Source organism: Herbaspirillum sp. 1173 (genome assembly GCF_031455335.1).
Taxonomy (GTDB): Bacteria; Pseudomonadota; Gammaproteobacteria; order Burkholderiales; family Burkholderiaceae_D; genus Herbaspirillum; species Herbaspirillum huttiense.
This window is the reverse complement of the sequence record NZ_JAVDSP010000006.1, coordinates 1-19,628: the sequence shown is the minus strand read 5'-3', so window position 1 is coordinate 19,628 and position 19,628 is coordinate 1. Positions and strand designations below refer to the sequence as shown.

Genomic DNA, 19,628 nt, shown 5'->3' with positions numbered 1-19,628 from the left:
GTGGGTCAGATTTCTTGATGGAAGGCGATGTGCTGCGGGGCCGGCAAACAGGCCGGTACGAAGGCTATCCGGGGGTGCTGCGTACCTCCACGCTCTGGCGCAGCAGGTCCAGCACGGCGGCTGGATCGGCCAGGCGTTGCAGGGCTTGGCTGGGGCCGGCGCCGATCTTGATGCCAAATCCGCCGAAGACTTCACCTTGGGCGATGGCAAAGCCGGCCTCATCGGTCACGTCATCGCCGATGAAGACCGGACGGCGGCCCCGGAACGGGGCCTCATGCAGAAAAGCGGCGACGGCGTCGCCCTTGTTGATGTGCGGCTTGGCTTCCACCACCATCTTGCCGTGCAGCAAGGTGAAGCCCGGTTCATGGCGCAGCGCGTCCATCATGGTCTCCACGCAGCGCTGTTCCAGATGGGCGGCGTGGCGGTAATGCAGGGCCAGTGCGCCGCGCTTGAGTTCCAGCTGCAGGCCGGGATGCGACTCCACCAGCGGCAGCAGGCGCTCGCGCAGGTGATGCACGTCCGGCACCGGTTGCTGCAGGATGCGGCCATCGGCCGTACGCCGCTCGGCACCATGCACACCGGCCGCAGGCAGGCGCAGCGGGGCCAGGAAGAAATCCAGTTGATCGAGCGGACGGCCGCTGACGATGGCCAGCGCGCCGTCCGATTCTTGCTGGATGCGCTGCAGGAGCGTGATCAGCTCCGGCGGCACCACGATCTCTTCAGGCTGGGGCGCCAGGTCGACCAGGGTGCCGTCGAAGTCCAGAAACAACGCATCGGCAGCGACATCGTAGGGGCGAATGTGCTCAGTCATGCCATTTCAGGTTGATGGAAAGCAAATAAGTTCCGGGTGGCTCTCGAATTATTGTCAAATAAATATCGAATAAGTTCGAAAACCCGGGCGTTGGAATTGCTTTGACAGCACCTGGCCCAGCAGTTCTGGCGGCTTCCCCAAAAAGACGAAACGGCCGCGCGGCAAGGCCGGGCGACCGTTTCAATCAGGCAAGAGGGATCAGGACTGGACGCTGCCCTCGGCGGGGACCGCCACCATGGGCGGCACCGGGGCCAGCACCTGGGGCAGGAGCGAACCAGCCACCATGCCGCCGATGGAGAACAGCAGGCCGGCCAGTTGCGGCGGCCACAGGCCGTCGGGGGCGGCGTATTCCAGCGTGATCCAGGAGACCAGGCCCAGCACCATGGCCATCAGTGCGCCCTGGCGGGTGGCACGCTGCCAGTAGACGCCGAAGGCCAGCGGCACGAAGGCGGCCACCAAGGTCACCTTGTAAGCGTTCTCGACCATTTCATAGATGCTGGACTGGCTGTTCAGAGCCAGCGTGGTCACGCCCACCGTGAAGACCAGCACCACGGCGCGCATCGAGAACAGGAATTCACGGTCGCTCTTCCACGGGCGAATTTCCTTGAGGACGTTCTCGGTAAAGGTCACCGACGGTGCCAGCAGGGTCGCGCTGGCGCAGCTCTTGATGGCCGACAGCAGCGCGCCGAAGAACATGACTTGGGCGAACACCGGCATCTTTTCCATGATGAGGGTCGGCAGCACCAGCTGGGAATCGGTTTCCAGCAGGCGCGAGACCATCGCCGGGTCGATCAGCGTGGCGGAATAGGCCAGGAAGATGGGGATGAAGACGAAGAAGAAATAGATCACGCCACCCAGCACCGAGGCGTTGCGCGCCACGTTCTCGTTCTTGGAGGACATGACGCGCTGGAACACGTCCTGCTGCGGAATCGAGCCCAGCATCATGGTGATCCAGGCGGCAAAGAACCACAGCACGTCTTTCAGTTCAGCGGCCGGCCAGAAGTTGAACTTGCCGGCCTCGGCGGCGTGCGCAATCACGACTCCCGGACCGCCGACCATGCCCGAAACTTCAACTCCGATATAAAGCATGCCGACCACCACGATGATCATCTGCAGGAAGTCCGTGATGGCCACGGCCCACATGCCGCCCATCAGGGTATAGATGAGCACGCTGCCGGCACCGATGATCATGCCCCAGTGCATGGGAATGTAGCCGCCCGAGACGACGTTGAAGACCAGCCCCAGCGCCTTGATCTGCGCCGCCACCCAGCCCAGGTAGGAAATGACGATGCAGATCGTGACCAGCATTTCGGCGGCACGGCCGAAGCGCTTCTTGTAGTAGTCGCCGATGGTCAGCAGGTTCATGCGGTACAGCTTCTTGGCGAAGAACACGCCCACCAGGATCAGGCACAGCGACGAGCCGAAGGGATCGGCCACGATGCCGCCCAGGCCGTCCTTGAGGAAGGTCGAGGAAACGCCGAGCACCGCCTCGGAGCCAAACCAGGTCGCAAAGACGGTCGCGGTCACCACCGACATCGGCAGCGAGCGGCCGGCGACGGCATAGTCCTTCGAACTCTTCACATAGCGGGTGGCATACAGGCCGATACCGACCGAGATGACCCAGTAGAGGACGACGAACCAGAGCAGTGCATTCATGCCTTTTTCCTTGCAGGGGGGGGTAAGAAAAACGCGCATTATAGCGGCAACTTCCTCGCGCAAAGCCGCTTGCGGCAAGACTTTTCATCTGTCGCCAGCGGGCCACAGCCGTGCTGGCCGCTCACTGCGGACTGGTCTGTCGGCAAGCAAGAAATGCTCCCGCTCACAGGGGGCGGGCCTTCAGGAATTTGTCAGGGGAGATGAAGCGGAAGGAAAGCAGCCTGCGCCGCCGGAAGCGGCAGCGCAGGAGAGGGAGGGATCAGGCACCTTCGTTGTTGCGCTCGTAGGAGGGGCAGCCGTTCTTGCCCCACTTGCCGTCGCACAGCTTCCACAGGCAGCTCTCGCGCGCAAAGACGGACAAGGTGCTGCATTGCTTGACCTGCTCGGCCAGGGTCGGCACGGGCTGCACTTCCACCACTTCCGGCACCGGCACCACGGCCTGGGCGCGCTCCGCCTTGGCGCGGGCGTTGGCCAGCTGGGCCTCGGCTTCGCGGCGCCGCTGTTCGCGCAGGGCCAGGGCGGCATCCTCGCGGCGGTGGCGGGCTTCGGCGGCGGCGCGCTTCTGCGCCAGTTGATGGGCCTTGTCGTCTGCTTCCTGCTGCAGCTGGGCGATCACTTCGGGGCCGGGGGCAGCATCGCTGGCGGCAGGCTGGGCATGGTCCAGGCTGGCAGGCGGCGCCACGGCGTCCACCGGGGCCGCCTTGGATAGCGGCGGCAATTGCTGCATCACCGGCTTGAGCGAGCGTTGCGGCCATTGCGCCCCCGCCCACAGAGCGACGCCGATGATGGCCAGTGTCAGCAGCGAGACCAGCAAGGCCCCACGGGTCGACGCGCGCGGCTCCGGTTCGCTGCGCGGACCACGCGGACCACGGCGGGTCTGGGCTGCGGGCTCTTCCTGCGCCGCCGGCGCCGTGGCGGTGTCTTCATACGGCAGGCTGGCGGTGCCGGCTGAGGTAGCCACCGCCGCCGTGACGGCGGCTGCGGCAACAGCGGCAGCCGTGATGTGCGAGGCCCGGACTTCCAGTTCCTCTTCGCTCAGGTCAGGCTGCACGGACGCAACGCGTGCTGGTGCCGGCGACTGGCTGGCGTGACTGGACTGACTGCTGTGTATGACCTGGCCGGACGGATCGCCATGGCCGGCCTGCGCCACGACCTCGCTGGCGACGCGACGGTCGCGATCTCCCTCTGACCGTTCCAGAACTTGCATTGGAATTCCCCTGTATTACGCTAGCGACCACCGTCCCGGTGGCCCTGATGTGCTCCCTCACGTCCGTGAATGCTTGCCAGGTCTCGCGTTGCGGGCTGCTCTGCCCCCAGGCATGTTCTGATGCTTCGATTGTTTTTCGGACGGATGGCTATTTTGCGCCGAAATTTCTGAAAGGCAAAACAAAAATGCGGCTCTGCAAAAAATATCTGCAGCCAAGCCAGGCGGGACTTGCCGGGCTATCAATAAACGCGCCCGGAATGATGCACAAAAGGAAACGGCAGCCCCGTTTCCGGGACTGCCGCTTGGCAGACCGACAATAAATCGCGTCAGTCCACGATCTTTTCCAACGCGAACAGGTCGGCCGGATTTTCACGGGCACGGACCAGGTGGACCTGGCTGCCATCGACCAGGACTTCCGCCGCACGGCCACGGGTGTTGTAGTTGGAGGCCATGGTCATGCCGTAGGCACCGGCCGACATCAGGGCCAGCAGGTCGCCCTCGTGGATGGCCAGTTCGCGCGAGCGGGCCAGCCAGTCGCCGGATTCACACACCGGACCGACCACGTCGTAGATGCGGGGCTGGCCGGCGTTTTCCTTCACGGTCTGCACGCCATGCCAGGCTTCGTACATGGCCGGACGCATCAGATCGTTCATGGCAGCATCAACCACGGCGAAGTTCTTTTCTTCACCATGCTTGAGGTATTGCACCTCGGTCAGCAACAGGCCGGCATTGCCGACCACCGAGCGGCCCGGCTCGAACATGACCTGGATCGGGCGGCCGTCGTACTTCTTGGCGCGCCAGGCGTCGACGCGAGCGAACACGCGCGCCAGGTAGTCGCCGATGGCCACCGGTTGCTCGTCATCGTAGCGGATGCCGATGCCCCCGCCGATGTCGAGGTGGTGAATCGCGATGCCTTCGGCTTCCAGCGCATCGACCATGTCGATGATCTTTTCCAGTGCTTCCAGCAGCGGCGAGTCGTCCAGCAGCTGCGAGCCGATGTGGCAGTCGATGCCGACCACGTCGATGTTGGGCAGGGCAGCGGCGGCGCGATAGCAGTTCAGCGCATCTTCATAGGCCACGCCGAACTTGTTTTCCTTCAGGCCGGTAGAAATGTAGGGATGGGTCTTGGCATCCACGTTGGGATTGACGCGCAGCGAGATGCGGGCGCGCTTGCCGAGCGCACCGGCCACTTCATTCAGGCGCGCCACTTCGGGGATGGATTCCACGTTGAAGCAGAGGATGTCATGTTCCAGCGCCAGCTTCATCTCGTCGCGGCCCTTGCCCACGCCCGAGAAGATCACCTTGCGCGCATCGCCGCCGGCGGCCACCACGCGCAGCAGCTCGCCACCGGAGACGATGTCGAAGCCCGAGCCCAGCTTGCCCAGCAGGTTCAGCACCGCCAGGTTGGAATTGGACTTGACCGAGTAGCACACCAGTGCGCCACCCTTGCCGCCCTCGGCACGGCCGGCCGCGCGGCAGGCATCGGCATAGGCCGAGAAATTCTGCACCAGCGCCGACTTGGAATAAACGTAGAGCGGGGTGCCGAACTGATCGGCCAAGGCTTGCAGGGAGACGTCTTCGGCGTGCAGCGCGCCGTTGCGATAGGAAAAGTGGGACATGGGAATCCGGAAAAGTCAGCGGAGAAAGGCAATCGGTGGAATCATCCGGCGCAGTCCCCGCCCTCATTACCGGGGGACCGGCCGCAGTACAGCGCGATGTTTCAGCCAGGCATCATCGTTTGGGAGCGTCGGCGGCGGGGGTGTCGCCGGAGGCTTTGGCCTCACCCTCCTGGGTGCCTGCCTTGTCCTGGGCCGCTGCCGGCGCGGCGGGCTGGGTGCGTACGAAGGGATCAGGCGGCACCTTGGGCATGTACAGCGGGCCTTTCTGGCCGCAACCGGCCAGCATCAGGACGGCGGCGCACAGCGCCAGGGAAGCTGCACAACGGACGGGAGAATGGGGTGACTTCACGATAAAATGACGGATTACATCGAAATCTTAGAATGACTTGGAGTGTAGCATGACCGAATCGGAATTCCTGGACCTGGCTGACGCCACCCTCAACGCCATCGAGACGGCCCTGGAAGACGCCTGCGACGCCAGCGACCTGGATGTGGAATGCAGCCGCAGCGGCAACGTGCTGGAAATCGAGTGCGTGGACAATGGCTCCAAGATCATCATCAACAGCCAGGCCCCCATGCAGGAAATGTGGCTGGCCGCGCGTTCCGGCGGCTTCCACTACAAGTTCGACGGCAGCCACTGGCTCAACACCCGCGATGGCACCGAGCTTTACGCCACGCTGTCGGAAGTGGTCAGCAGCCAGGCGGGCGTTCCCGTCACCATCAAGCCCTGAGCCAGCGCGGCGCCGGCCTGCGCGTCCTGCCGCCCCAGCGGCGGTGCGCCTGAACCTGCGCCCTGCCGGCTTGCACCGTCCACAACAATAAGACTGCAGCATTCATGCGTCGATCTCTCCGACATCCTGCCTTCCTGTTCCTGCAGCGCGGCCTGGCGCGCCTGCGCTGGATCCTGGCGCTGACCGTATTGGCCGTGGCGGCCACCCTGCTGCTGCCACCGCTGGTGACGCGCTTCAACCACGACCACAGCCCGCAAGCACTGGCCGCCGAGAAGGACATGCAAGCCATCGCCGCCGGGCTGGAACGCTATCGCCAGGACAATGGCCGCTATCCGAGCGCCGCCCAGGGCCTGCTGGCCCTGGTGATCAAGCCGACCCGGGCACCCGTGCCGGGCAACTGGCCCATCGGCGGCTACGTGGATCGCCTGCCGCGCGACCCCTGGGGCAATTCCTATCAGTACGGTGCCGATGACGACGGCACCAGTTACGAACTCTATTCCTTCGGCCAGGCCGGCCCGGACGGCGGTGCCGACGGCGAACAGGTCATCCGCCAGCATTGAGGAGACCGATCAGGCGGCAACTATCGCCTGATCAAGCCTGTCGCTACCTCAGGCGATATCCGGGAAGGCCGTGCGCAGCCGGTACTGGCGCTGGCGATAGTTGCCTTCCGGACCGCTGAATCCACAGTCGACGTCACCGAACAGGCGGCTTACGCGGTTGATGGCGGCGCGCTGGGCTTCGGTCTGCACCGCGATCAGGCGGCGCTTGCTGCGCGCGTGATGAGCGCAGATGTCGACCACCAGACAGTGGCCATAATCGGCCTGCTTGATATCGATGAGCAAGGCTTCCGGCTTGGTCAGGCCAAAGGTGGCCGCCAGTTCGATGCGCGCACTCAGGAAGGGATTGCTGTTGCGCAGCTTGTCGCTGAGCTGGGCGCGCGCCTGCACCGCCCATGACTGCGCCTCTTCCACGGCCATGAACGGCTGCAGCGCGTCGGCTGCGCCGGCCTCGCCCTGGGCGGCCGCCTGCTGCCACCAGTACAGGGCCTTGACGTCATGCATGGGATCATCGCGGCGATTGCGCCAGAAAATCTGCGCCAGCTCGCTCTGCGCTTCCACCAGACCGGACTCGGCCGCCTTTTCCAGATATTGCTGGGCGACCTGCAGATTGCGCTGCGAATAGATCGAGCGCGAATAGATGCGCGCCAGCGCATGCCAGGCCTGAGCCGAACCGCCCTCTCCCGCCAGCACCAGCCAGTGCAAGGCCTTCTTGAAATTGGCCAGGCCCTGCTCCATGAAGACGCGATTGCCGGCGCGGTCGATCTTGGCGCACAGCAGTCCCAGTTCCAGACGCGCCTCGACCTCTCCGGCCAGCGCTGCTAGTTCAAACAAGCGCATCAGTTGCGGCAACTCGGGCGCGGCCGCACGTGCCTGCCACTGGCCATAGCGCAGCAGCAGCGTGGCTTCCTCGGCATTGAGCTGCACCAGGCCGGTGGCATCGCCCTCCTTGTCGAGCTGCGCCACCGCCTCACTGTTGCGCTCGATCAGGCGCTTGACCAGCACCGCCGCGCCGCGCGCGAAGGCCGCACCCTGGCCTTGCTGCCAGGCCTTGTCCAGCAGCGCGTATTGCGCCTGTTCGATGCCGGCACGTGCTGCTTCGCGCACCAGTCGTTCTTCGACTGCCGAAGCCGGCAGGCCGGGCACCATGGGCTGGCCATGGCGCTGCATCTGCTGCGCCAGCAGCCATTGCGCCTCATGGTCATCGCGGCTGGCCAACAAGGACAGCGCGGCGATGGCGCGCGCGTGAGCATTGCTGTCGAACTGTTCGGTGTGTTCCAGTACCAGGCGCGCAAAGATCACGCCGGCCTGCGGCACGCCCGCTTCAAACGCCTTCTCGTACCAGATGGCCGCTTCCTGCGGCGAAGATAATTCCTTGACCTGATCGTAGGTGATGTTGCGGCCGATGATCATCCACGCATCGTCCACACCCTGTTGCGCGGCGCGGCGCAGCCAGTAGAAGGCGGTGCCCTTGCTGCGCGGCAGACCGCTGCCGCCGTCGAGGTAGCGTCGGCCCAGCGCCAGCTGCGCGCGCGATTCGCCGGCACGGGCGGCCTTGATGACGGCCAGCTCTTCTCTCGTTGCCATGTTCTTTTCCTTTCTCAGCAAATCCGCAATCACGAAATCGCGGACGAAAAAATCCCCGCTGGCGCAGCAAGCTGCGTCAGTCCGGTGTGCATCAAAAAACTAAGGTTTTGAATGCAATCCGCCAGTCCGTTGTGGGGCGGTGCGATACGCGATCCATGGAAGTGTTCCACCTCCATGCGCATCGAAATGGTGCTGCTATTAGAGCAGTGCGCTGCAAAAAAGTGCGCAAGGCCGAGAGCTTATTACGCTTTCTTTACAGACATCAAGATCGGCTACCAGTAAGGCTTTTGTCAGGATTTGACAAACAGAAAGCGAGCTTTTTGCAATGCCAAAAATGAGCTTTCCTGTGCAAGCTCGGGGGCAGCGTTGCACCAAATCCGAGTGCCCGACGAGCCATGCGCGAAATCAGCTGCATTCCTGCGAAGAACGAAATGGACTATTGCCAAAACTAATAAAAATCGCGATCAGAAGAAGCATGAAAAAAAGCGCCGCATGAACCTCATGCGGCGCTTCTTTTGCTCACTTGTGCATCACACTGCGCCGCCGGGAAGACGACGCAGGTCAACTCACATTAGAACTTGTGACGGATACCCACGGCGACGGCGCCTTGGTTGCCATCGGTGCCGGTGCTGTCGGAGACGCCCGGGTTGACCATGTCGCTAGCCTTGGTGTAAGCCAGGAAGGCGTACAGGTCGGTGCGCTTGGACAGCCAGTAGTCGGTGCCCAGGCTGACTTGGGTCAGCTTGGTCTTGTTGGACACGCCGTCGAAGTTGGCACGGGTGTGGTCCACAGCCGCCAGCAGCTTGAGCGACGGGCTCAGGGAGTAAGCGGTACCGATTTCGTAGATGTCAGCCTTGTTGGAACGGGCCAGCGTACGATTGGTCAGCGAGGTCAGCGAACCGACGCCCACGGAGGTCAGGTTGGCCTGGGTGTTCAGGTCTTGCTTGACGCGCGACCAGTTACCATACACACGTGCCGGACCGAACTGGTAGGACGCTGCCACGTTCAGGACCTTCTGTGCGGTGCTGCCGGAGTTGGCAGTCAGGGTGTTGACGTTGGTGGTGGTCGAGCTCGACGGGATCAGCGAGACGTCAGACGGGGTCGAACCAGCCTTGGACTGGTAGTAGTTGATACCAAGACCCAGAGGACCGTTGTCGTACTTGCCGCCGATGCCGAAGGACTGGCCAGCGGAAGTTTGACCAGCGGTTTCACCGAAGCCGTACATCAGGTTACCGGTGAAGCCGTTCAGGCTGTTGGTGGTGTAGCTGATCGAGTTGTTGGTGCGGGTGCCTTGCAGGCGATCCAGACCGGAGCCGGAGTTGTTGACCCAGCCACCGAAGTCTTGCACGGCGGTGTAAGCCGAGATGGTGTCGGCGAAGTCGGTTTGACGACCGACCAGCACGCTACCGAAGTTACCGGTCAGACCGACCACCGACTTGCGGCGGAACAGGTTGGAACCAGTGGTGGCGTCGGAGCCTTGCAGGCCGCCGGTATCGTTGGAGAAGCCGGTTTCCAGTTGGAACACAGCCGACAGACCGCCGCCCAGATCTTCAACACCCTTGAAGCCGATACGCGAACCCTGGATGATGCCCGAGTTCAGGCCAAACTTGGTGCCAGTACCGCCGGAGGCAGTAGCAACCTTGCTTTGGTAGACAACACCGGTATCGACGATACCGTAGATCGTGACGGAGCTTTGCGCATTGGCTGCGCCTGCGAACGCGCCCAGAACGGCGAGTGCCAGCAGAGATTTTTTCATGTGACGTCCTTCTCTAAAAATAGTCTTGAGGATCCGCACTTGCAGTCGGATGGGCAAACATTAATGCTTCTCGTCGCCCATGACTGCACCTTGGTCGATAGAAGTCATTTTTTAGACGGGAGCCAAAGATTGAAAAGGCAATTGTTGTATTTTTTTATCGCCGCTTTCGGATGTGCTGCGGCAGGACTGTCCCGCTATCGGCCTGCATCAAGGAAAAAGCGCCGGTATCCCTACCGGCGCTTTTCGTCATTTCTAACATTTTGATACATCTTGCTGGCAACAGACAATGGGCTCTTGTCCAGCAGGCCGGCGAGGCTTGTTGTCACTCGCTGCGCATTTCCGTACATTTTCGTACATTTCTGGCGAATGCGACTGGTTGGATGCAATATCGCGTTCCATCACTGTACAGCCATGCATTGCACTCACTCCTGCTTATCTTCCTTGGGTTCACCGGCCAGCTTCTTCAACAGCTCCGACTTCAATTGCTGACGCTGCGCCGATGCATTCTTGCGATGTGCACCGGCACCTCCGGCGCGCTGCTGGGCAGCCAGCGCCACCGGATTGCGTGGCTTGGATTGTGATGGCTCGATGCGAAAACTCAGTTTCTGCCGCGTTCCCAACGTCTTGTTGGCCATCGCATTCTCCTTGCCTCGGCGGGCATCATGACAGCATCGCGTTACAGCACGTAGCGCGACATGTCCTCATCCACGGCCAGCTCGCCCAGCCGCTCGTTGACATACCCGGCATCGATGAGCAGCCCATCCACACCAGCCTCACCCGCCGTGAAGGAAATCTCTTCCAGCAGTTTTTCCATCACGGTATAGAGACGGCGCGCACCGATGTTCTCGGTCTTCTCATTGACCGTATGCGAGATCTCGGCCAGTCGCTTGATGCCGCTGTCGGCGAATTCGATCTTCACGCCTTCGGTGGCCAGCAGCGCTTCGTACTGCTTGGTCAGGCAGGCATCGGTGCCGGTCAGGATGCGCTCGAAATCGGCAATCGACAGCGAATCCAGCTCCACGCGAATCGGGAAGCGTCCCTGCAATTCCGGAATCAGATCGGAAGGCTTGGAGAGATGGAACGCGCCCGACGCGATGAAGAGAATGTGATCGGTCTTGATCATGCCGTACTTGGTGTTGACGGTGGTGCCCTCCACCAGCGGCAGCAGGTCGCGCTGCACACCTGCGCGCGAGACATCGGCATTGCCGTTCTGCGAGCGGGTGGCGATCTTGTCGATCTCATCCAGGAAGACGATGCCGTTCTGCTCGACATTGGCGATGGCCTTCTGCTTGAGTTCTTCCTCATTGACCAGCTTGGCGGCTTCTTCCTCGATCAGCAGCTTCATGGCTTCCTTGATCTTGATCTTGCGCGCCTTCTTGCGCTGATTGCCCAGGCCCGAGAACATGGACTTGATCTGCTCGGTCATTTCTTCCATGCCCGGGGGTGCCATGATTTCCATCGAGGGGGCGGCATCATTCAATTCCAGTTCGATCTCGCGATCATCCAGCGCACCTTCACGCAGACGCTTGCGGAAGGTCTGGCGGGTCGTGTTCTTGTCATCCTTCTCGGGGCTGGCATTGCCATCGGGCGTAAAACCGAAATCGCGGGCCGGGGGCAGCAGCACGTCCAGGATGCGATCCTCGGCCGCATCCTCGGCGCGGGTGCGCACCTTGCGCGTTTCCAGCTCGCGCGTCTGCTTGATGCCGATGTCGACCAGGTCGCGGATGATGGTGTCCACGTCGCGGCCCACATAGCCGACTTCGGTGAACTTGGTGGCTTCAATCTTGATGAAGGGTGCATCGGCCAGCTTGGCCAGGCGGCGCGCAATCTCGGTCTTGCCCACGCCGGTGGGGCCGATCATGAGGATGTTCTTGGGCGTGATCTCGTGGCGCAGCGGTTCCTCGATCTGCTGGCGACGCCAGCGGTTGCGCAGCGCGATGGCCACCGCGCGCTTGGCGCGGGCCTGGCCGACCACGTGCTTGTCGAGTTCGGAGACGATTTCCTTGGGAGTCATATTCATGGTGGTGATCTTTTCGCTGTGACGATTCATCGGAGAAACAGGCAGGAAATGCGCGCTGCGCGGCTTAGTCCAGCGTCTCGATGATGTGGTTCAGGTTGGTGTAGATGCACAGCTCGCCGGCGATGGTCAGCGACTTCTTGACGATCTCGGCCGGGGTCAGCTCGGTGTTCTCATACAAGGCCTTGGCGGCCGATTGGGCATAGCTGCCGCCGGAACCGATGGCACCGATGCCGTCATTGGGTTCGAGCACATCGCCATTGCCGGTGATGACCAGGGTGGTGTCGCGATCCGCGCACAGCAGCATGGCCTCGAGACGGCGCAGCATGCGATCGGTGCGCCAGTCCTTGGCCAGCTCGACCGAGGCGCGCATCAGGTTGCCCTGGTGCTTTTCCAGCTTGGCTTCGAACAAGTCGAGCAGGGTGAAAGCGTCAGCCGTGCCGCCGGCGAAACCGACCAGGACCTTGCCGTGGTAGAGCTTGCGCACCTTGCGCGCACTGCCCTTCATGACGATGTTGCCAAGCGTCACCTGGCCGTCACCGCCAAGCGCGACCTGGTTGCCGCGACGGACGGAAAGGATGGTGGTGCCGTGAAATTGTTCCATGCTTGCCTCTGTTCAATATGTGCCGGGGAGCAGCGGAGGGACGTACCGGTTCCGCATTCCTGTCGAGATGGGGCTGGCCAGCCGGATTGCAAGTCATGCCATCGGGTGGGCCGCCATCGAGGGCAATATTGTACGCCCCAAGAAAAACGGGCACCCTGACCACAAGGCCGGGGTGCCCGTCTGAGGCAGCGGGAGCGATTACACCGAAATCGTCATCAGGCTGGCATTGCCGCCGGCGGCCGTGGTGTTGACGCACAGCGCGCGCTCAGCCAGCAAGCGCCACAAGGGAATGGCACCGTCTTCGCTGCACAGGATCAACGGCACCAGCGCACCTTCGCGCTCGGCCAGGCGCACGCGCCATGCGGCAGCTTGGTGGCTGTCCACCAGAGCGGCCTGCAGCGCTTCGGCCTCCAGCTGGCTGGCACGGCGGATGGCCGCACGCACCGGCGCCGGCAAGCCGGCCGGCAGCATCGCCGCGCTGGCCTCATCGACCACCACCGTATTGCCGGTCGCAAAGGCCGCCGCCAGTTGATTCAGCAATGTACCGACGCTGGCGGCCACGCACAGCACCAAGCCGCGCGGGGCGAAGCCCAGGGTATTGCGCTCGCCGGTGGGGCCGGGCAGCAGCAGGCTGCGCTGCAGCAGGCTGTCGCGGTGATAGCGCTCACCGCTGGCGGCCAGGCGCTCGTGGCCATGGGTGCGGGCCCAATCCAGCAGGCTGTCCAGCAAGGTGTTGGGCACTTGCGCCGGTTGCGCGCGGGTCAGTTCCTCGTGCAGTTGCGCATGGCGCTGCAGGCGTTTGAGGTAGAGCGGACCACCGGCCTTGGGACCGGTGCCGGACTTGCCTTCGCCACCGAAGGGCTGCACCCCCACCACTGCGCCCACGATGTTGCGGTTGACGTAGATGTTGCCCACGTGCGCGCGCTGGGCCACGAAATCGATGGTCTCGTCGATGCGCGAATGCACGCCCAGGGTCAGGCCATAGCCGGTGGCGTTGATGGCGTCGATCAGCTGTGGCAGCGCATCGCGGCGATAGCGCAGCACGTGCAGCACGGGGCCGAAGACTTCGCGCTGCAGTTGCGCCAGGTCGTCGATCTCGATCACGGTCGGCGCCACGAAGGTGCCGTGCCGGCAGTCCTCGCCCAGCGGCAGCTGGTGCACGGCGCGCGCGCTTTTGCGCATGCGCTCGATGTGGGCCAGCAGGTTCTGCTGCGCCTCGGCATCGATGACCGGGCCGATGTCGGTGGAGAGGCGGTCCGGACGGCCCACGCGCAGTTCGGCCATGGCGCCCTTGAGCATTTCCAGAGTACGGTCGGCGATGTCTTCCTGCAGGCACAGGATGCGCAGAGCCGAACAACGCTGGCCGGCACTGTCGAAGGCGGAGGACAGCACGTCCTGCACGACTTGTTCGGCCAGCGCCGAGGAATCGACGATGAGCGCATTCTGGCCGCCGGTCTCGGCGATCAGCGGGACATCGCCATGTTCGCCGCTGCCGTCGCCATCATCGTGCTTGCGCTGGGCCAGGGTGCGGTTGATGAGCTGCGCCACTTCGGTGGAACCGGTGAAGATCACGCCCTTGACGCGCACATCCGAGGTCAGTGCGGCACCCACGGTCTCACCCCGGCCCGGCAGCAGCTGCAGGGCCGCGCGCGGCACACCGGCCTCATGCAGCAGTTGCACGGCGCGATGGGCGATGAGCGCAGTCTGCTCGGCTGGCTTGGCCAGCACCACGTTGCCGGCGGCCAGCGCAGCGCTGACCTCGCCGATGAAGATCGCCAGCGGGAAATTCCACGGGCTGATGCACACCACCGGGCCCCAGGCCAGCACGTTGCCGTCGTGGCGCGAGGCGATGGCGTAGTAGCGCAGGAAGTCGACCGCTTCACGCACCTCCGCAATCGCATTGGGCAGCGACTTGCCGGCTTCGCGCACGGCCAGTGCCATCAGTTCGGCGATATGTTCTTCCAGCAGGTCGGCCGCGCGTTCGAGCATGGCGGCGCGCTCGGCGGCCGGGGTCGATTGCCATTGCGGCGCGTAGGCGGTGGCGGCGGTCAGCGCCGTATCGACATCGGCCACGGTGGCTTCGCTGACCTGGCCCACGATCTCACGATGGTCGGCCGGATTGCGCACCGCCTGTGCGGGCTGCGCAGCCAACTCGCCCGCGATCAGCGGTGCGGCCTGCCACTGGCGCTGGGCCATGGAAACGAACAACTCACCCAGTTGCTGCAGGCGCGATTCATTGGAGAGATCGATACCCGAAGAATTCTTGCGCTCCTGGCCATACAGCTGCTGCGGCAAGGCGATGGCCGGATGCGGCACGCCGCCCTGGGCGCGCACGGTCTCGATGGGATCGGCCACCAGACGGTCCAGCGGCACGGCCTCGTCGACGATCTGGTTGACGAAGGAGGAATTGGCACCGTTTTCCAGCAGGCGGCGCACCAGGTAGGCCAGCAGGGTCTGGTGCGAACCGACCGGGGCATAGATGCGGCAGGCCTTGCCCAGGTTCTCGGCACCGACGACCTGATCGTACAGGGTCTCGCCCATGCCGTGCAGGCACTGGAATTCGTAGTTGTCGACCTGGAGCTGCTTGGCCCAGTGATAGATCGCCGCCAGCGTGTGGGCATTGTGCGTGGCGAATTGCGGATAGATGACGTCGGTGGCGGCCAGCAGCTTTTGCGCGCAGGTGAGGTAGGACAGGTCGGTATGCACCTTGCGGGTATAGACCGGATAGCCCTCCAGGCCATCGACCTGGGCGCGCTTGATTTCGCTGTCCCAGTAGGCACCCTTGACCAGGCGGATCATCAGGCGGCGGCCGTTGCGGCGGGCCAGGTCGACCAGGTAGTCGATGACGAAGGGGCAGCGCTTCTGGTAGCCCTGCACCACGAAGCCCAGGCCGTCGAAGCCGGCCAGGTCGGGGTCGGCCACCAGTGCTTCCATCATGTCCAGCGACAGTTCGAGGCGGTCGGCTTCTTCGGCGTCGATGTTCAGGCCAATGTCGTATTGCTTGGCCAGCAGCAGCAACTGCTTCAGGCGCGGCAGCAGTTCACCCATGACGCGTGCATGCTGGGCGCGCGAGTAGCGCGGATGCAGGGCCGAGAGCTTGACCGAGATACCCGGGCCATCCTTGATGCCGCGACCGTTGGAGGCGCGGCCGATGGCGTGGATGGCGGTCTCGTAGGACTGGTAGTAGGCATCGGCGTCGTGCATGGTCAGGGCGGCTTCGCCCAGCATGTCGTAGGAATAGCGATAGCCGCGCTTTTCGTTGTCGCGGCTGTTGTCCAGCGCTTCTTCGATGGTCTGGCCGGTCACGAACTGGTTGCCCAGCATGCGCATGGCCAGGTCCACGCCCTTGCGGATGAGCGGCTCGCCGCCCTTGCCGATCAAGCGCGTGATGGCTTGCGTGAGGCCGCTTTCGCTGCTGCTGGAGACCAGCTTGCCGGTGATGAGCAAGCCCCAGGTGGCGGCATTGACGAACAGCGACGGCGACTCGCCCAGGTGCTTGCGCCAGTCGCCCTTGCTGATCTTGTCGGCGATGAGGCGGTCGGCGGTCTGGCGGTCGGGGATGCGCAGCAGCGCTTCGGCCAGGCACATCAGCGCCACGCCTTCTTCGGAGGACAGCGAGAATTCATGCATCAGCGCATCCACGCCGGAGGACCGGGTGCGCTTCTCGCGCACCTGCTGCACCAGCTTCTTGGCCAGTTGCTGAGTGGCGTCCTTCCAGGGCTGCTGGCCCTGCACCTGCTGCAGCAGCCATTGCACGGCCTCGCGCTCGTCGCGACGATAGGCGGCAGTGATGGCCGCACGCAGCGGGCTGGGGGCCGGCAGCAACTCGGCCTGGAATGTGCCAAAGGGCAGGCTGGAAGCGGAGGCCGCAGGGGCGGCGGAGGCGACGGTGGTCATGGTCTGGAGTCGAAGTGGGATGGAAATGGGCAACCGGATTCTATGTGCTTGATGCCAATATTAATTCTGTATTTCATGCACCTGTCCAATATTTAATTCGGACTATTTCATTTATACGATTTTTAATTTTCCACAACTGCGCCAGCATCGCGCCTTTCGCAGTACTGTCGCGGCCTCCGGGGCGATGGACGGTCGGAGCTGGCCTGAGCCCGGGCCATTGCTCTCCTGGCGAGGCAATTCCCAATTTATTCGAAACATTCTTCGGTGCCTTTCGAGCTTTGCCCGGGATTTTCTTGGATTCTCTGGAAGTACGAAGTTGCCGAACAAGAATGACGGCCCGTCATTGTCCTGGGGCTTGTCATGGATCACGCCAGTCAGTTGCTCTCTCGTCTGCTCCCCTTCTCGGCGGCAACGCGCCTCTATCGTCTGGAGATCGCTGGCCAGCCCGAGGACCGCTTCCTGGTCGAAGCCTGGGCGGCGGCAGAGGCCCTGCATGCGGTGGGCGCCACCGAGCTGATCGTCGTACGCCTGGATACGGAGGTGGCGGCCGGTTCCCTGCTGGGCTGCCGCGCCACGCTGGAAACACGTCTTGCCGAGGGCGGCCTGCGTCGCAGCAGCGGTCTCATCCACGAAGTGGCCAGGCTGGGCGGCGATGGTGGATTCTGTCGCTATCGCCTGCGCATGGCCCCCTGGCCCTGGCTGCTGTCGCAAGCCGCTACCAGCCGCGTGTGGCAGGACAAGCGTCTCATCGAGGTCGTCGATGAAGTCTTCCGCGAGTGTGCACCCCATGCGGATTGGCACTGGAGCAGCGATGCGCTGGCCTGCCTGCACCACCTGCCGCCGCGCAGCTACACCGTGCAGTACCGGCAGACGCATCTGGACTTCATCAGCCGGCTGCTCGCTGGCGAAGGGCTCTCCTGGCGCATCGAAGAACATGATGCCAGCCCGCAGAGACATCGGCTGGTGATCTTTGCCGACAGCGCCGCGCGCAGCGCTTTTCCGGAAGATCCCACCAGTGCGGCCCATGATGGCATCCGCTTCCAGGCGGCCCGCGAGCAGGAGCAGCAGGACGGCATCCAGGCCCTGGCGGCATGCCGCAGCCTGCAGGCGGCCAGCTACACGCTGCTGTCCTATGACTACCAGAACAAACAGGCCATCGCCGCGCGCATTCCCACGCATCACGACTTCGGGGGCCAGACTGCCCCCAGGCTGGAAAGCTATGACAGCGCAGGTCCGATCACCGATGACAACGACGCTGCAGACCGCCATGCACGCCTGATGATGGAAGCCGCGGAGGCCCGCAACAAGCACTGGCGTGGAGGCAGCACGGTGCGCAGCTTGCGGGCCGGGTCACGCTTTACCCTGCGGCAAGGGCCGCTGGCGGGCAAGGAGCAGGAATATGCCGTGCTGGCGGTGCTCAGCGTGGGCGTCAACAACCTGCCCGCCGATACGCAAGCGGCGCTGGCCGAGCTGTTTGGTCCCCTGCCGGTCTTGCTGGAAGACGCCCTCCATGCCTGCCTCAAGGCCGCCACCGTGGACGAGATACAGGCGCCGGACCGCAGCCTGATCGATCTGGCACGCCGCACGGGCCATGCCAACCTTTTCGAGGCGATACGTGCTGACATTGTCTGGCGGCCCGTGCTGGCCGATGGCACCGGCCTGGAGCGCCTGCCGCACGCATGGGCGCAGGGCAGCCAGAGCGCCATCGTGGTCGGCCATCAGGGCCAGACCACACCCAACGGTCCCGACGAAATCTGCTGCGACCATCTGGGGCGCATCCGCATCCGTTTCCACTGGCAGGGACGGCATGGCGATGCGGGGGCCACCTGCTGGGTCCGTGTGGGCCAGCGCTGTGCCGGACCGGGCATGGGGATGCAGTTCTTGCCGCGCATCGGGCAGGAAGTGCTCGTCCAGTTCATTGAAAACGACCTGGAGCGACCGATTGTGCTGGGGACCCTCTACAACGGCCGTGGGGAGGGAGGTGTCGCACCGACGCCGGGAGGCGAGGTGAAGTTTTCTGCAAACACGCAGGTGTTTCAATGGGCCAGCGATACCGCCATCGGCGGCCAGGGCAATCTGGCCGGGGGAAACGCACCGACCTGGCATGGCGCCAGCGCGGATCTGGACGGGCACCGCAATCCTGCGGCGCAATGGGGCATCCGCTCCAAGGAGTTCGGTGGCTGGGGGTACAACCAGCTGCTCTTCGATGACAGCGACGGCCGTGGCCGCATCCAGCTCAAGAGCACCCAGGCCGGTAGCGAGCTCAATCTTGGGCACCTGATACACAGTGCCGACAACTATCGCGGCAGCTTCCGGGGCACGGGCGTGGAATTGCGCACCGATGCCTACGGCGTGATGCGTGCGGGGCGCGGCCTCCTGTTCTCCAGCTACCGGGTGGCACATCACGCAAGCCATCGCGATCCGGCCGGGGACAACATGGGGCAGCGGGCCATGGTGCGACAGGCTGCACAGACACGCAAGACCTTCGATGAAGAGGCGCGCACGCATCGCGCCGCAGGCATGGCCGAAGGGCTTGAAGCGCTTAACAAGGCCATCGCCGCGCAAGCCGAGATCGCCCAGGAGGAGCTGCCTGCCAGCAGCACGCCGCTGATCCAGGTCGCTGCGAAGGAAGGGCTGGGCGTGGTGGCGGGCCAGCATCTGCAGATGGCCAACGGCGGGAGCGTGAGCCTCATTGCCGGCCAGGATGCGCAGCACGTCAGCGGGCAGCATTTGCGGGTGCGTACGCAGCAGGCCATCGGTGTGCTGGCCGGGGCCACTGCTGCAGGTGAGAAGGGAATCGGCTTGCAGATGATTGCCGCACAGCGCGACATCGATGTGCAGGCGCAGGCGGGCAGCTTGGGCGAGGCTGCGCCCAAGCAGCCACAACGATGTTTCATCGCCCTGATCGGCAATCAGAAAAACAGCCTGGAGTTCGCCACCTGCCTTGCCCGGGACCGTAATCCCAGGGAACCGAACGAACTGCATTATCGGGACTTCATGCGAGCACTCAAGAGTATTGAGTTTGGCCGATAGCGATTGCTCATCACTGTATATACGTGATCCCATCCAAACGAAGCACCAGATTTATACGAAAAAAAGCGCAGCCTCGGCTGCGCTTTTTCGTCGATGTATCGCAAATGATTTATATCATTTACGAATAATAGATCGACTTATCCCTCACCCAGA

At 63.6% G+C, this 19,628-nt stretch carries 14 protein-coding genes; 3 read left to right on the top strand and 11 right to left on the bottom strand.

The features are described 5' to 3' along the window. Positions 1-64 precede the first annotated feature (64 nt). The 5 genes from otsB to lptM all read right to left on the bottom strand — a co-directional run bounded on the left by otsB (position 65) and on the right by lptM (position 5,642). Complete coding sequence (otsB, locus tag J2X56_RS18610) at positions 65-811, bottom strand: trehalose-phosphatase (RefSeq protein ID WP_034329435.1); 747 nt, start codon at positions 809-811, stop codon at positions 65-67. Positions 812-1,009: 198 nt separating this feature from the next. After that, positions 1,010-2,467, bottom strand: a complete 1,458-nt coding sequence (locus J2X56_RS18605; protein WP_121042380.1) for a sodium:solute symporter family protein — start codon at positions 2,465-2,467, stop codon at positions 1,010-1,012. Between the two features lie 259 nt (positions 2,468-2,726). Beyond that, positions 2,727-3,674, bottom strand: coding sequence for a phage tail protein (locus J2X56_RS18600; RefSeq protein WP_204726227.1), 948 nt, complete (start codon positions 3,672-3,674; stop codon positions 2,727-2,729). Positions 3,675-4,000: 326 nt separating this feature from the next. Further along, on the bottom strand, positions 4,001-5,293 hold the full coding sequence (gene lysA / locus J2X56_RS18595) for a diaminopimelate decarboxylase (protein ID WP_121042377.1): 1,293 nt from the start codon (positions 5,291-5,293) through the stop codon (positions 4,001-4,003). Positions 5,294-5,405: 112 nt separating this feature from the next. Beyond that, positions 5,406-5,642: an LPS translocon maturation chaperone LptM gene (gene lptM / locus J2X56_RS18590; RefSeq protein WP_121042375.1), complete on the bottom strand. Its 237-nt coding sequence runs from the start codon at positions 5,640-5,642 to the stop codon at positions 5,406-5,408. 49 nt (positions 5,643-5,691) lie between these two features. On the opposite strand from lptM, the gene cyaY reads away from it, so the two are divergent. Together cyaY and gspG are read left to right on the top strand one after the other, a co-directional pair. Next, the gene (cyaY, locus tag J2X56_RS18585; protein WP_034331871.1) at positions 5,692-6,024 is read left to right on the top strand and encodes an iron donor protein CyaY; all 333 of its coding nucleotides are present in this window, start codon (positions 5,692-5,694) and stop codon (positions 6,022-6,024) included. Positions 6,025-6,128: 104 nt separating this feature from the next. After that, positions 6,129-6,584, top strand: a complete 456-nt coding sequence (gene gspG / locus J2X56_RS18580) for a type II secretion system major pseudopilin GspG (RefSeq protein WP_121042373.1) — start codon at positions 6,129-6,131, stop codon at positions 6,582-6,584. Positions 6,585-6,632: 48 nt separating this feature from the next. On the opposite strand, the gene J2X56_RS18575 is transcribed toward gspG, so the two are convergent. The 6 genes from J2X56_RS18575 to putA form a co-directional block, all read right to left on the bottom strand. Further along, a complete protein-coding gene (locus tag J2X56_RS18575; RefSeq protein WP_121042371.1) occupies positions 6,633-8,168 on the bottom strand; it encodes a tetratricopeptide repeat protein in 1,536 nt (511 codons plus the stop codon). A 571-nt stretch (positions 8,169-8,739) separates the two neighbouring features. Next, a complete protein-coding gene (locus tag J2X56_RS18570) occupies positions 8,740-9,924 on the bottom strand; it encodes a porin (RefSeq protein ID WP_034331865.1) in 1,185 nt (394 codons plus the stop codon). Between the two features lie 422 nt (positions 9,925-10,346). Beyond that, positions 10,347-10,559 (bottom strand): hypothetical protein, encoded by a 213-nt coding sequence (locus J2X56_RS18565; RefSeq protein ID WP_121042369.1) that lies wholly within the window; start codon positions 10,557-10,559, stop codon positions 10,347-10,349. 41 nt (positions 10,560-10,600) lie between these two features. Next, positions 10,601-11,944, bottom strand: a complete 1,344-nt coding sequence (gene hslU / locus J2X56_RS18560; protein WP_121043060.1) for an ATP-dependent protease ATPase subunit HslU — start codon at positions 11,942-11,944, stop codon at positions 10,601-10,603. Positions 11,945-12,008: 64 nt separating this feature from the next. After that, positions 12,009-12,545 carry an ATP-dependent protease subunit HslV gene (gene hslV, locus J2X56_RS18555; protein ID WP_006464149.1) on the bottom strand — a complete coding sequence of 179 codons (537 nt, stop codon included), beginning with the start codon at positions 12,543-12,545 and terminating at the stop codon, positions 12,009-12,011. A gap of 198 nt (positions 12,546-12,743) precedes the next feature. Beyond that, positions 12,744-16,442, bottom strand: coding sequence for a trifunctional transcriptional regulator/proline dehydrogenase/L-glutamate gamma-semialdehyde dehydrogenase (putA, locus tag J2X56_RS18550; RefSeq protein ID WP_121042365.1), 3,699 nt, complete (start codon positions 16,440-16,442; stop codon positions 12,744-12,746). Positions 16,443-16,802: 360 nt separating this feature from the next. On the opposite strand from putA, the gene J2X56_RS18545 reads away from it, so the two are divergent. After that, positions 16,803-19,475 (top strand): contractile injection system protein, VgrG/Pvc8 family, encoded by a 2,673-nt coding sequence (locus J2X56_RS18545; RefSeq protein WP_310161594.1) that lies wholly within the window; start codon positions 16,803-16,805, stop codon positions 19,473-19,475. Positions 19,476-19,628 lie beyond the last annotated feature (153 nt).

What these genes read in the sequence shown, in the direction of transcription:
- J2X56_RS18545 (WP_310161594.1), top strand. Translation starts at nt 16,803, where the DNA reads ATGGATCACGCCAGTCAGTTGCTCTCTCGTCTGCTCCCCTTCTCGGCG.
- J2X56_RS18600 (WP_204726227.1), bottom strand. Translation starts at nt 3,674, where the DNA reads ATGCAAGTTCTGGAACGGTCAGAGGGAGATCGCGACCGTCGCGTCGCC.
- J2X56_RS18570 (WP_034331865.1), bottom strand. Translation starts at nt 9,924, where the DNA reads ATGAAAAAATCTCTGCTGGCACTCGCCGTTCTGGGCGCGTTCGCAGGC.
- cyaY (WP_034331871.1), top strand. Translation starts at nt 5,692, where the DNA reads ATGACCGAATCGGAATTCCTGGACCTGGCTGACGCCACCCTCAACGCC.
- J2X56_RS18605 (WP_121042380.1), bottom strand. Translation starts at nt 2,467, where the DNA reads ATGAATGCACTGCTCTGGTTCGTCGTCCTCTACTGGGTCATCTCGGTC.
- hslU (WP_121043060.1), bottom strand. Translation starts at nt 11,944, where the DNA reads ATGAATATGACTCCCAAGGAAATCGTCTCCGAACTCGACAAGCACGTG.
- J2X56_RS18575 (WP_121042371.1), bottom strand. Translation starts at nt 8,168, where the DNA reads ATGGCAACGAGAGAAGAGCTGGCCGTCATCAAGGCCGCCCGTGCCGGC.
- hslV (WP_006464149.1), bottom strand. Translation starts at nt 12,545, where the DNA reads ATGGAACAATTTCACGGCACCACCATCCTTTCCGTCCGTCGCGGCAAC.
- lysA (WP_121042377.1), bottom strand. Translation starts at nt 5,293, where the DNA reads ATGTCCCACTTTTCCTATCGCAACGGCGCGCTGCACGCCGAAGACGTC.
- gspG (WP_121042373.1), top strand. Translation starts at nt 6,129, where the DNA reads ATGCGTCGATCTCTCCGACATCCTGCCTTCCTGTTCCTGCAGCGCGGC.
- J2X56_RS18565 (WP_121042369.1), bottom strand. Translation starts at nt 10,559, where the DNA reads ATGGCCAACAAGACGTTGGGAACGCGGCAGAAACTGAGTTTTCGCATC.
- putA (WP_121042365.1), bottom strand. Translation starts at nt 16,442, where the DNA reads ATGACCACCGTCGCCTCCGCCGCCCCTGCGGCCTCCGCTTCCAGCCTG.
- otsB (WP_034329435.1), bottom strand. Translation starts at nt 811, where the DNA reads ATGACTGAGCACATTCGCCCCTACGATGTCGCTGCCGATGCGTTGTTT.